Source organism: Bacillus sp. FSL W8-0848 (assembly GCF_038007805.1).
Taxonomy (GTDB): Bacteria; Bacillota; Bacilli; order Bacillales; family Bacillaceae; genus Bacillus; species Bacillus glycinifermentans.
On record NZ_JBBOYB010000001.1, the window covers coordinates 3,718,655 to 3,730,620 of the forward strand.

The window sequence follows — 11,966 nt, forward strand, 5'->3', positions numbered from 1 at the left end:
CCCGGTTGATCAGTAAGATTCATATCTTTTAAAGACAAATATGATGCACGCGAACAGAAGGATCACAAATCCGGCTGAAGAAAACACCATCAAGCCGAAGGCATCGTCCCATGAACCGTTCTTGATAAAATAGACTGCCTGGTTTTGCGCTTTATCAGGCGTCCATTCGGTAAAACGCGGAAACAGCGACCCCGCAAATGAAACAGCTGCAATCATACCGATGCTTGCCCCGGCAATACCTCCAATATGGCGAAACAAAGCGCTGAAAAACAGCGTAATGGTCATCACAAACACAATCCAGATGCCGTAAACCAATAAGCTAAACAAAAACCTGGCAAAGGCAACCGGGGTAAATAAAAGATTTGTATAGTAGAAGACGAGACTATAGCTTGCGACAAAAGACACCAAAGCGAGGATGACGTGGGCAAGCCACTTGCTCCCTACATAGTGAAGCGGGCTCACCGGCCTCGCCATAATCAGTGAAAGCGAGCCCTGGTTCCGTTCATTCACAATGCTTCCCATCACACTGAATACGAAGATGGCAGTGCCGACCGTCCCAAATTGGGATAGCGTACTGGCCAAAACCTCTTCACCGCTGGGCTTTGGAATGTTGATGACTGCCCCTTCCGGCAGGTTTCCGGCCATATCAATGATTTCAGGCATATAATACAGGCTGATCGGCTGCATAAGGCCGATCAATATGAGGACGACAGGCAGCCACAATAACTTTCCGTCCTTCCAGCTCTCTTTCCACTCTTTCTGAAATAAAATATAAAATGAATTCATAGCCCCATCACCTTCATATAAATCTCTTCCAAAGACTGTGTTTTTTGTTCAAAATGGAGGACCGACACGTTTCTTCTCAGACATTCCGCTAATAATTCGCGGACGTATGCCCGATCGGATAAATGAAATTCGGCTTTTGACGGCTGATCAAGGGTGAGCCCTGTGACATAAGGGAGTTCTTCGAGCCACCCTTCAAGGCTTTCCTCGGCTTTTAGTATAAAAGACGGCGTTTGATGCTTCGTCTTTAACTCTGAAAGCGGTCCTGTCCACCTTGCCGTTCCATTTTTAAGCATGATAATCTCATCACATACCTGCTCCGCATCATGAAGGACATGAGTAGAAAATAAAATCGTCATCCGTTTTTTTAAATCCTTCATCAAATCGAGCACTTCACGTCTTCCCGATGGGTCCAACGCGGAAACGGGCTCATCCAGAATCAGCAGCTCCGGCTCATGGATCAGAGCCTGTGCCAGTCCGAGCCTTTGTTTCATCCCTCCTGAAAATCCCGCGATTTTCCGGTCGCCGCACTTCTCCAAACCGACATAGCGCAATACTTCCCTGCTTTTCTCTTGAACATCGCGGCGACTCAAATCGGAAAGCCTCCCGGCAAACCGCAAATATTCTTCCGCCGTCATCCATGAAAAAAATGCAGGGTGCTGAGGAAGATAGCCAATGCGGCTCCGGGTTACGGTTTTTCGGCCTAAAAATTGAATCTGCCCTGAAGTCGGCGTTAAAAGGCCTGACAGCATTTGCAGCGTTGTTGTTTTTCCGGCTCCGTTAGGTCCAAGAAGTGCAACAGATTGATGGTGCCTAATATCAAAACTTAGATGATCTACAGCTTTATGCTGCTGATAAACTTTTGTTAATCCTTTCACGGACAGCATCACATGTGCCTCCTTTTACCGATAACAAAGTACGAAATTGGCCCAATAAAACTGATGCCGGCAATAATCAAGAGCCATAGCCACTTGGGACCGTTTAATTCCTCCTGTTTGGAGCAGTTCACCAGTGCGGAAATGACAAGGATAAGATATAACACGATTAACGGGGCAATCAGCGCCCAAGGTATTTCAGATGCGGCCATTACGACATCCCCCTTTTTTTATGATAGGGTCTGACGACAAATAAGTAGTAGAATAATACAGGCATCGGAGTTTGAATGAGCCCCCAAATCCCCCAAAACCACGCATTGCTTCCCTTTTTCTTTGCATCAAGAAAAAGGAGAATGCTTTGCACTAATAAAAGCGGAGAAATCAACAGCAAAATCGTCAATTTTTCTTGAGTCATATCAAGGTTCATCTATTTCAACCTCCCCGTCCGCCGTCCGGCGCCGCTTTTTTTCAAACATGACAAGGGCCGGAAGGAGTATAAGCGCGGCTCCCTGCACCGTCAAAAACAAGACAGGCACTTGAATCGAAATCGTGATATATAAGGACAAAATCACAAATGCCGAAACCATAAAGCAAAGCAATTCCTTCTGCATCGCCCGTTTCCGCTCTTGTTTAAACCTGGCTAACTGCCGGTTCAGCTCAAATTGATGGAGAGGGGCAGGTTCAAAGGCGGCATCGATTTTTTTCAGCTCCTGCTTCAAATGTGAAATCGTCTCTTTTTCCTCTCGTTCATTCACCGGTCCCACTCCTTTCGAATTTTCTTTAAGCCATGATGAACGCGGGATTTGACAGTACCCTCTTTTATTTTCAGCATCTTTGCCACTTCGGGGTATGTGAACCCGTAATAATGCCTTAATAAGATCGGCATTCTGAATTCCGGCTCAAGCGCAGCAAACATCTCCAAATAGTCGTTCCACTCATGTCCGCGGAGGGATGATTCCCATTTCATCTTCCGCAAGGCATCCTCCCTGGCTGCCTGCGTCCTGCGGTATTCCCGTTTTTTCCGACGCTGGTGATCGATAATGAGACGGGAAGCAATCGAAATCAGCCATGTTGAAAATTTTGCGCTTCCCTGGAATTGCTGAAGGCTGATATATGCTTTGAGCATCGTTTCTTGAACCAAATCCTCTGTCAGATCGGGATGGAGCGTTGATTTGAGCACATATTGATATAAAAAGGGGTAATGCAGCCGAAATAGTGTTGAAAAGGCGTCATCTTCTCCATTTTTTGCTTGCATGACAAGTTCTTTTTCATCTGTCTGATCCACTAAAATGACAATCCCCCTTTCCTTTGTCTCCATATATTAGACGACATCTGTCGGCAAACCGTTCAATTCCATTCTAAAATAAAAAATGACCTTGTTTTCCGTTCGCCAATTATGGTGTACTTGAAGCTAAAGGGGGAGAAAGCGGGATGGAGTTGCAAGAAAAGCTTATTTTTGAAGAAAAACGAATCGCAAAAAAAGATCATGCGATGTTTTGGGGCGCTGTCTTTTGTTTTTGGTTTGCTACATATATCTACGTCCCCGTTTTCGGGCTGTATCTTGACAGCATCGGTTTTTCCTACTCGGCGATTGGGATCATTTTGGGAAGCTACGGCATCACGCAGATATTGCTGCGTTTTCCATTCGGGATTTTGTCTGATGTGCTCTCTCCGCTGAGGAAACATCTGTTTGTCACCGGCTTTGCAGCTGCTCTTTTGAGCAGTTTGATATTTCTGTTGTCCGATTCGTTCGTTATGGTGATCACCGCCCGGCTGCTTGCCGGGATTACGGCCGCGATGTGGGTCATGGCTACGGTTTTATACTCACAGTATTTTCCGAAGGAACACTCATCGAAAGCGATGGGCATTTTGCAGTTTTTAACGGTGCTTCCGCAGTTCGTCAGCATGGCTGTCAGCGGGTACCTCGTTCATTTGTTCGGCTGGATGTTTCCGTTTTGGATCGGCGCCGTCTTCTCATTGATCGGGCTTGTGCTGTCATTTTATATTAAAGACAACGGAACGCGCGAACCTGTCGGAAGGATGCCCGTTTCCGATTATGTGAAACAAACGTGGCGTCTCCCGCGGCTCAAAACGATTACACTGCTGTCATTTTTGGCCCATGCCGTCTTATTTATGACCGTTTTCGGATTTACGCCGATCTACACGGAGACGATCGGCATTGATGAGAAACAGCTGCTGTGGGTGATGTGCGCCTTTTTCATTCCCCAAGCTGCCGCTTCTGTATGGTGCATATTTTACAGCATCAAATCAGTCAGCGCCGTCATCTTGATTTGTTATGTGATTACCGGACTTTTCCTTTGTGTACTGCCGTTTGCGAAAACGCTCTTATCCGTCTGCCTGATTCACGCTGTCATCGGGCTGACATTGGGACTTATCTTTCCTCTCCTGCTCTCAAGCATTGTCCAAATCGGTTCGCAGAAGCTGAAAATGTCAGTCATGGGCTTTTACCAGTCTTTTTATGCGATCGGCTTTTTTCTCGGTCCGATCGCTGCAGGGAAAGTGGCGGAACAATTGGGACTTGGCGAGGTGTTTTGGTTTGCGGGGGTTTTGTCATTTGCAGCGGCTGTAGTGGCGGTTGTTTCAAGACCATTCGGCAAGACAAAAAGCAGGCGGGGATGAAGCCTGCTTTTTGCTATGCTCAATAGGAAATTTTCGCGGAGCCGGCAGGATACCAATAGCCGTCCTGCGCTTTTGCCCATCCGTAAACGGTGCCGCCCGACTCGATTTTATCCCTGATCAGCTCAAGCCGTTCATTTGATTTCGCCTCATACCTGCTTCCTGTTTTCAACGGGATTTTCACAGACAAAATGTTGTCCGTCACTGTATCGGGTTCTTCATTAGTGCTTGTCCATGCGACTCTATCATAATATGTCAGATTAAATGGATTTTCCAAACCTTTAATATAAAAGTAGACTGTTTTGCCTGTAACCTTTACATCTGTATATGCCGTGCTCAAGGGATGAATCATACCATGGGAAGCTGTTTTTCCGTGTTCCGCTGCTGATGCTCCGACTGCGCCGGAAAGCAGCATTCCGGCCATTAAAATCCCAACCGCTAATTTTTTGAACATCATTACTCCTCCCTGTCAATTTATTTTCCATTTAATGTGTAATATTACCATATAATTCTTTGTTAACATTTGTAATTTTTTTGAATTTTAAAAAGCGATGATCCTGCGGCGTTGATCTTCGCTTTGCCCGCTCTAATAAGGGTCCTGGGAATGTCCTTTTTCTTCCGCTTGTTTCGGCGCGTCTTCAGCGCCTTCGGCTCCTATCGGCTCCCTGCTGGATGTATTTTGGCTTGTGGCGTTCTTTAGCCCCTCCTCAACTCTTCTTCCATATTCCTCGTCGCATTGCTTCAGCATCTCGATCATTTTCGTCTGGATTCTTTGGTCGCATGGAAGAAGAGTATTGACCAGGTTCATAATGAGCTCGTCTTTTTCCCAATCATCGAACTTCCTGTAAGTCTCCCCCGCCTGCTTGAAATTGTTTTGCCTGTCAATGCTTTCGCGGACAAGCTTCCCTTCTACATGCGGCGTATATTCCTTGCCGTCTTGCTTTGCTTCTTTTAACCCGTTGATCGTGGAAGGCTCATAGTTGATATGCGGGCTTTGTTTTTCCCCCAAGTCGACTTTGTATTGCATCTGTCCTCCCCTCTGATTGGTGGCAACCCTTTTTTTCGGAGCATTGATCGGCAGCTGCAGATAATTGGCCCCGACTCTGTAGCGCTGCGTATCCGAATAGGAAAACGTTCTTCCTTGGAGCATTTTGTCATCCGAAAAATCGAGCCCGTCCACAAGCACCCCTGTTCCAAATGCGGCCTGTTCGACTTCTGTAAAATAGTCTTCCGGATTTTTATTCAGCACCATTTTGCCGACAGGAAGCCACGGAAATTGATCCTCGGGCCACAGCTTTGTATCATCAAGCGAGTCAAAGTCGAGCTCCGGGTGTTCATCATCACTCATGATCTGGACGAACAGCTCCCACTCCGGATAGTCCCCCCGCTCAATCGCTTCATACAAATCCTGTGTCGCGTGATTGAAGTTTTTCGCCTGAATCTCTCCCGCTTCTTTTTGGGTCAAATTTTTAATGCCTTGCTTCGGCTCCTAGTGATATTTCACAAGAACCGCTTCACCGTCTTTATTGACCCACTTGTAAGTATTAACGCCTGACCCCTGCATTTGCCTGTAGTTTGCCGGAATGCCCCAAGGCGAAAACAGAAAGGTGATCATATGCATGGCTTCAGACGTATTGGAGATAAAATCGAAGATCCTTTCCCCGTCCTGAACATTTGTAACGGGATCAGGCTTGAATGCATGGATTAAATCGGGAAATTTCACGGCATCGCGGATAAAGAAGATCTTCAGATTGTTTCCCACGAGATCCCAGTTTCCGTCTTCCGTATAAAATTTAACGGCAAAGCCGCGCGGATCGCGAAGCGTTTCCGGTGAGGAGATGCCGTGCGTGACCGTTGAAAAACGGACAAATACGGGTGTTTTCTTCCCTTTTTCCTGAAAGAGCTTTGCCCTCGTATATTTTGAAACCGGCTCGTTGCCGGCCGTGCCGTACGCTTCAAAATATCCATGGGCGCCCGCTCCCCTGGCATGAACGACCCTTTCAGGAATCCTTTCCCTGTCAAAATGGCTGATCTTTTCTAAAAAATCGTAGTTTTCCAATGTTGAAGGGCCTCTGTTGCCTACCGTTCTGATATTCTGGTTGTTTGTTATCGGATGCCCTTGCCGATTGGTTAACGTATCTTCCGCTTCCATATCCGACTTTTGCTGATGTGATGGTTGATCCATACCTACACTCCTTTATTTGGAAATAATATTTAATTTGTCCCAAACAAAAAGAAGTATACTTCCTAAAGGCAAGACCATAACATTTTGAAAAATAGTCTAATTTTTTGTTTATAATAATTATAAATAAATATTGTTTTTTTCTTGAGAAATGTTATCATTATTTTTGTAAACAAATTTTACGCGAGGTGATCCTTTTATGACGACAAACAAAAACAGCCTGACAACCAGCTGGGGAGCTCCGGTTGGCGACAATCAAAACTCAATGACGGCGGGTTCCCGGGGACCGACGCTCATTCAAGACGTCCACCTTCTTGAAAAGCTCGCCCATTTCAACAGAGAGCGCGTCCCTGAGCGGGTTGTACACGCAAAAGGCGCCGGTGCGCACGGTTATTTTGAAGTAACGAACGATGTTTCGAAATATACAAAAGCAAAATTTTTATCGGAAGTAGGAAAACGCACACCTCTATTCATTCGTTTTTCCACCGTTGCGGGTGAAAGCGGCTCAGCGGACTCCGTGCGTGATCCGCGCGGATTTGCCGTCAAATTTTACACCGAGGACGGTAACTACGATCTAGTCGGAAACAACACGCCGGTATTCTTCATTCGCGATGCGATTAAATTCCCTGATTTCATTCATACGCAAAAGCGCCATCCTGTTACACACTTGAAAAACCCCGACGCCGTGTGGGATTTCTGGTCTTTATCCCCTGAATCTTTGCATCAGGTGACGATCCTCATGTCTGACCGCGGAATTCCGGCGACATACCGCCACATGCACGGTTTCGGAAGCCACACATTCAAATGGGTGAATGCCGAAGGTGAGGGCGTATGGATTAAATACCACTTTAAAACAGAGCAGGGCATTAAAAACCTGACGGAAGAAGTGGCCGCCAAGATTGCAGGCGAGAATCCGGATTATCACACTCAAGATCTATATGAAGCGATCGAAAAAGGCGATTTCCCGGCATGGAAGCTATACGTACAAATCATGCCTCTGGAGGATGCCGATACGTACCGTTTCGACCCGTTTGACGTCACAAAAGTATGGTCTCAAAAAGATTATCCTTTGATTGAAGTGGGCCGAATGGTATTAAACCGGAATCCGGAAAACTATTTCGCTGAAGTCGAACAGGCGACATTCTCACCGGGAACGCTCGTGCCAGGCATCGAACCATCGCCTGACAAAATGCTTCAGGGACGCCTGTTCGCATATGCCGATGCCCATCGCTACCGTGTCGGGGCAAACCATAACAGCCTGCCGATCAACCGTCCGAAAAACGAGGTGCGCAACTATCAGCGCGACGGACAAATGCGCTTTGACAATAACGGCGGCGGCTCCGTCTACTATGAGCCAAACAGCTTCGGAGGACCGGCGGAAACACCGGAAAACAAAACAACGGCATATCCTGTATCAGGGTCAGCGGACAGCGTTGCCTATGACCACAATGATCACTATACGCAAGCAGGCGATCTGTACCGCCTTTTAAGCGAAGACGAGCGCTCACGCCTGATCAGCAACATCGTCGGCTCTATGGAACAAGTGACAAAAGATGAAATCAAGCTGCGGCAAATTCAGCATTTTTATAAAGCCGATCCGGAGTATGGCACACGGGTCGCAAAAGGACTAGGCTTGCCTGTTCCGCAAGAAGTGTAAAGAAACGCTCATTCTCAACTTTATTCTCATTTTCTCAAGTACAGGCATTCGTTTCACGCGGATGCCTGTACTTAATCCGGAAAGGCAGGGGATGTAGATGTGGAAGAGGAAAAAGTGATCGCACTGTTAAAAAAGCACGGCTTGCGCGTGACAGCTCAAAGAGTGTTGATTTTAAAAACGATGATTTCGATAAATGACCACCCTTCAGCGGAGGATATTCACCGGGAGCTGCCATTCATGAACCTGCCGACGATTTACGGCAATCTGAAACTGTTCGTAAGGATCGGAATTGTAAAGGAACTTCCGTATGGAGACGGAAAAAGCAAGTATGAACTTTTTAAACCGCACCATTATCATGTCATCTGTCATTCGTGCGGAAAAATCGTTGATCTTGAATATCCCCCGCTTAAAGAGGTGGAACACGCAGCTGCACAATTAACGAATTATAAAATTAACAGACACCATTTAGGGATTTACGGAATTTGTACAACATGTCAAGATCAGCAGCAGAGGTGAAAAACATGGAAAGAAAAAAAATCGGCTTATTGGTGATGGCTTACGGCACACCATACAAGGAAGAAGACATCATTCCGTATTATACGCATATCAGGCATGGAAACAGACCGAGCGAAGACATGATTGACGACTTAAAAAAACGCTATCAGCATATCGGCGGAATCTCCCCGCTTGCGGAGATCACATCGGTTCAGGCGAAAAAACTCGAAGAGGCTTTAAATGCCCGTCAGGATGATGTTGAATTCATCATGTATCTCGGCTTAAAACACATCTCTCCATTTATCGAAGATGCGGTAGAACAAATGAAACAGGATCAGATCGAAGAAGCCGTTTCCATCGTCTTAGCCCCCCACTACTCTACCTTTAGCACAGAAGTCTACAACCGACGCGCCGAAAAAGCCGCACAGGCGATCGGCGGCCCCCGGATTACTTCCATTCATGAATGGTACCAGGAGGAAGGCTTTATCAGCTACTGGTCAGAAGAAATCGGCGCGATTTTAAAGCAAATGCCGAAAGACGATTTACAAAAAACGATTGTGATTTGTTCTGCCCACAGTTTGCCTGAAAAGATTCTGGAGCATGGCGATCCTTATCCCGAGCAGCTCGCAGAAACGGCGGCATTGATCGCAGAGCGCCTGTCATTCGATCAGATCGCTGTCGGCTGGCAAAGTGAAGGCAATACGCCGGATCCTTGGCTTGGTCCGGACGTCCAAGACTTAACAAGGGAACTTTATCAGGAAGGCTTCCGATCATTCATTTATGCACCGGTCGGATTTGTGTCTGACCACTTGGAAGTTCTTTATGACAATGACTTTGAATGCAAAACGGTAACCGACGAGCTTGGCGCCGATTATTACCGCCCGCCCATGCCGAACGCTGATCCGCGGTTCATCGACGTACTTGCAGGCGTCGTCCTCCGCAAACTGCAGGATAAATAATGACTCATCATTTATGTCCAAAATGCCGGTCAAAGATTAAATATTTAAAGCACAGTATCATGTGCAAGTGCGGGATGAAGTTAAAAATGAATAAGCGGGCTATGTTTTGAAGGGACAGGCTAAAAAGCCTTCCCTTATTTTTTTGGACGAAATGCCCCGAAAATTCGTTTGTCTGCAAAAAAATGCAACATCCCCTCCCCCGAAAAGCCGATCGCGATATGCGCATTGCATCATATCTGTGCCATTTATCATAATCATCAGCTTATACTTGCACCCAACTCATATGATGATTATTCAGATTATTCAGTCTATTGTGCTATGATCTTTCCAATTCCAGTAAAAGGGAGGGGTCGCCATGGTTTTTCATCATCATCCGACTTAGCTTTATGAAAACGCTTACCAATACTTGTGACATCAATAAAAAGAGGAGGAGAACAATGAAAAAAATCATAAGCGTCATGTTCATTTTTATCCTTGGAATTACGGGGGCTTTATCTGCGGAAGCGGCGTCAGCAACCGCATCAAAGGTCAGTCCGCTGGCGGATTTCAGCTTAAAGGGCTTCGCTTCTTTAAACGGAGGAACAACCGGGGGAGAAGGCGGCCAGACGGTTACTGTGACAACGGGGGACCAGCTGCTCGCAGCATTAAAAAATAAAAGCCCAAATACGCCATTAAAAATTTATGTCAATGGCACAATTACAACCTCAAATACATCCGCATCAAAAATTGACATAAAAGATGTATCAGATGTGTCGATCGTCGGCTCCGGAACAAAGGGGGAATTAAAGGGGATCGGCATTAAAGTGTGGCGGGCAAACAACGTCATTATCCGCAACTTAAAAATTCATGAAGTCGCTAAAGGAGACAAAGATGCAATCAGCATTGAAGGTCCGTCCAAAAATGTTTGGGTCGACCACAATGAGCTGTACCACAGCCTGAATGTTGATAAAGATTACTATGACGGATTATTCGATGTCAAAAAAGACGCCCAATACATCACCTTTTCGTGGAACTATGTCCATGATGCATGGAAATCGATGCTCATGGGGAACTCTGACAGCGATAATAGCAACCGGACGATTACATTCCACCACAATTGGTTTAACAACCTGAATTCCCGCGTCCCTGCCTTCCGGTTCGGAGAAGGACACATTTACAACAACTATTACAGCAACATCATCGAAAGCGGCATCAACTCAAGAATGGGCGCCCTCCTCAAAATTGAAAGCAACCTGTTTGAAAACGCCAAAGATCCAATCGTCTCCTGGTACAGCGACAAGCCCGGCTATTGGGACGTGTCCAATAATAAATTTGTTAATTCCACAGGCAGCATGCCGACTACTTCAACAACATCCTATAAGCCGCCTTACAGCTATTCGCTCGACGGGGTAGACAATGTCAAATCGATCGTCACGCAAAATGCCGGCGTCGGCAAAGTCAATCCTTAATTTCAAGAGGAAACGTCCGGGAGCTCCCGGACGTTTCCTACTTTTATGCCTCATACTCCTTCCACACATCAGGCAGCAGGCGCGACAGCTCATGGGCAAGCAGCGTATGCGGCGAACGGGTCTTTATCCATCTGTCAGCACAGGCGCCGTGCAGGTGGACAGCGTTCAGCACCGCTTCTTTCTCGTTTTCATGACAGCACAGCATGCCGAGGAGCATTCCGGTTAATGTATCACCCGTTCCCCCCTTTGCCAAAGAACTGTTGCCGGTAGGATTTTTCCAGCACTCACCGTCGGGAAAAGCGATCACCGTTTCATTTCCTTTCAAAACGATCGTCGCGCCGAGCTTTTCCGCCCATTCTTTAGCCAGAGAAGCGCGCCGTTTTTGCACGTCTTGAATTGACAATCCGGTGATTCTTGAAAATTCGCCTGGATGGGGCGTCAAAATCGTCGCTGCTTGACGATCCGGATAAACCCGAATGTATAAAGCGCCGGCATCAAGCACAACCGGGCATTTTTCCTCCAGGACCTTCTGTACTGCCAATTCTGTCGTTTGCGAAGGTAGAAGTCCCGGTCCGATTGCAATCGCCCGATAATGTGCTTCGATTTCGCCGCGGGCCGCCTTTTCCAGGCCATCCCGCCAATAGGTTGCTTCAGGCAGAACGGGAACGATTAATGGCACGGCACTTCCGGGTGTACCGATCACAAGCTTTCCGATGCCGCTCCGCATGGCTCCGTATCCGGCAAGCAGTGCAGCACCCGGCATATCACCGGTTCCGGCAAGCAATAACCCTGTGCCGTATGTTCCTTTATGGCTGTCATCATCCCTCTGCGGCAGCGAAGCTTTGACATGCTCTTTAGTCCAAGTCGGCAGCTCTTCTTGAGACATCTGATTCACATCCTTTTTAAACAAACGTTTATTTAAGCTATATC

At 46.8% G+C, this 11,966-nt stretch carries 13 protein-coding genes and 1 pseudogene; 5 read left to right on the plus strand and 9 right to left on the minus strand.

Annotation, left to right across the window (positions count from 1 at the left end):
• Positions 1-9: 9 nt before the first annotated feature.
• From NSQ39_RS19590 to sigY, 6 genes are read right to left on the minus strand one after another with little or no spacing between them, the layout of a single operon-like run.
• Positions 10-786 (minus strand): ABC transporter permease, encoded by a 777-nt coding sequence (locus NSQ39_RS19590; RefSeq protein WP_046129385.1) that lies wholly within the window; start codon positions 784-786, stop codon positions 10-12.
• Positions 783-1,670, minus strand: coding sequence for an ABC transporter ATP-binding protein (locus NSQ39_RS19595; RefSeq protein WP_046129384.1), 888 nt, complete (start codon positions 1,668-1,670; stop codon positions 783-785). Before NSQ39_RS19595 ends, NSQ39_RS19590 begins: the two co-directional genes overlap by 4 nt.
• Complete coding sequence (locus NSQ39_RS19600; protein ID WP_046129383.1) at positions 1,670-1,870, minus strand: PLDc N-terminal domain-containing protein; 201 nt, start codon at positions 1,868-1,870, stop codon at positions 1,670-1,672. Before NSQ39_RS19600 ends, NSQ39_RS19595 begins: the two co-directional genes overlap by 1 nt.
• Positions 1,870-2,085 carry a hypothetical protein gene (locus NSQ39_RS19605; RefSeq protein WP_046129382.1) on the minus strand — a complete coding sequence of 72 codons (216 nt, stop codon included), beginning with the start codon at positions 2,083-2,085 and terminating at the stop codon, positions 1,870-1,872. Before NSQ39_RS19605 ends, NSQ39_RS19600 begins: the two co-directional genes overlap by 1 nt.
• Positions 2,075-2,413 carry a YxlC family protein gene (locus tag NSQ39_RS19610; protein ID WP_046129381.1) on the minus strand — a complete coding sequence of 113 codons (339 nt, stop codon included), beginning with the start codon at positions 2,411-2,413 and terminating at the stop codon, positions 2,075-2,077. Before NSQ39_RS19610 ends, NSQ39_RS19605 begins: the two co-directional genes overlap by 11 nt.
• Positions 2,410-2,943, minus strand: coding sequence for an RNA polymerase sigma factor SigY (gene sigY, locus NSQ39_RS19615; protein WP_046129380.1), 534 nt, complete (start codon positions 2,941-2,943; stop codon positions 2,410-2,412). Before sigY ends, NSQ39_RS19610 begins: the two co-directional genes overlap by 4 nt.
• Positions 2,944-3,089: 146 nt before the next feature.
• Between sigY and NSQ39_RS19620 the strand changes: the two genes are divergently transcribed.
• On the plus strand, positions 3,090-4,298 hold the full coding sequence (locus tag NSQ39_RS19620) for an MFS transporter (RefSeq protein WP_216898870.1): 1,209 nt from the start codon (positions 3,090-3,092) through the stop codon (positions 4,296-4,298).
• A 19-nt stretch (positions 4,299-4,317) separates the two neighbouring features.
• Here the strand turns inward: NSQ39_RS19620 and NSQ39_RS19625 are convergent, their stop codons facing one another.
• Positions 4,318-4,749, minus strand: coding sequence for a hypothetical protein (locus tag NSQ39_RS19625; protein ID WP_046129378.1), 432 nt, complete (start codon positions 4,747-4,749; stop codon positions 4,318-4,320).
• Between the two features lie 132 nt (positions 4,750-4,881).
• Positions 4,882-6,480 (minus strand): annotated as a pseudogene (locus NSQ39_RS19630) (catalase).
• Between the two features lie 196 nt (positions 6,481-6,676).
• On the opposite strand from NSQ39_RS19630, the gene katA reads away from it, so the two are divergent.
• The 4 genes from katA to NSQ39_RS19650 all read left to right on the plus strand — a co-directional run bounded on the left by katA (position 6,677) and on the right by NSQ39_RS19650 (position 11,036).
• Complete coding sequence (katA, locus tag NSQ39_RS19635) at positions 6,677-8,134, plus strand: catalase KatA (protein ID WP_046129377.1); 1,458 nt, start codon at positions 6,677-6,679, stop codon at positions 8,132-8,134.
• A 99-nt stretch (positions 8,135-8,233) separates the two neighbouring features.
• On the plus strand, positions 8,234-8,650 hold the full coding sequence (locus NSQ39_RS19640) for a Fur family transcriptional regulator (RefSeq protein ID WP_046129376.1): 417 nt from the start codon (positions 8,234-8,236) through the stop codon (positions 8,648-8,650).
• A gap of 5 nt (positions 8,651-8,655) precedes the next feature.
• Positions 8,656-9,588: a ferrochelatase gene (gene hemH / locus NSQ39_RS19645; RefSeq protein ID WP_175076547.1), complete on the plus strand. Its 933-nt coding sequence runs from the start codon at positions 8,656-8,658 to the stop codon at positions 9,586-9,588.
• 437 nt (positions 9,589-10,025) lie between these two features.
• Positions 10,026-11,036 (plus strand): pectate lyase family protein, encoded by a 1,011-nt coding sequence (locus NSQ39_RS19650; RefSeq protein WP_046129374.1) that lies wholly within the window; start codon positions 10,026-10,028, stop codon positions 11,034-11,036.
• Positions 11,037-11,079: 43 nt separating this feature from the next.
• Here NSQ39_RS19650 and NSQ39_RS19655 read toward each other — a convergent pair whose 3' ends face one another.
• Positions 11,080-11,922, minus strand: a complete 843-nt coding sequence (locus tag NSQ39_RS19655; RefSeq protein ID WP_046129373.1) for an NAD(P)H-hydrate dehydratase — start codon at positions 11,920-11,922, stop codon at positions 11,080-11,082.
• Between the last annotated feature and the right edge of the window lie 44 nt (positions 11,923-11,966).

Coding starts and splice junctions, on each gene's coding strand:
- NSQ39_RS19600 (WP_046129383.1), bottom strand. CDS start 1,870: ATGGCCGCATCTGAAATACCTTGGGCGCTGATTGCCCCGTTAATCGTG.
- NSQ39_RS19590 (WP_046129385.1), bottom strand. CDS start 786: ATGAATTCATTTTATATTTTATTTCAGAAAGAGTGGAAAGAGAGCTGG.
- NSQ39_RS19625 (WP_046129378.1), bottom strand. CDS start 4,749: ATGTTCAAAAAATTAGCGGTTGGGATTTTAATGGCCGGAATGCTGCTT.
- NSQ39_RS19595 (WP_046129384.1), bottom strand. CDS start 1,670: ATGCTGTCCGTGAAAGGATTAACAAAAGTTTATCAGCAGCATAAAGCT.
- katA (WP_046129377.1), top strand. CDS start 6,677: ATGACGACAAACAAAAACAGCCTGACAACCAGCTGGGGAGCTCCGGTT.
- hemH (WP_175076547.1), top strand. CDS start 8,656: ATGGAAAGAAAAAAAATCGGCTTATTGGTGATGGCTTACGGCACACCA.
- NSQ39_RS19650 (WP_046129374.1), top strand. CDS start 10,026: ATGAAAAAAATCATAAGCGTCATGTTCATTTTTATCCTTGGAATTACG.
- NSQ39_RS19655 (WP_046129373.1), bottom strand. CDS start 11,922: ATGTCTCAAGAAGAGCTGCCGACTTGGACTAAAGAGCATGTCAAAGCT.
- NSQ39_RS19605 (WP_046129382.1), bottom strand. CDS start 2,085: ATGAACCTTGATATGACTCAAGAAAAATTGACGATTTTGCTGTTGATT.
- NSQ39_RS19620 (WP_216898870.1), top strand. CDS start 3,090: ATGGAGTTGCAAGAAAAGCTTATTTTTGAAGAAAAACGAATCGCAAAA.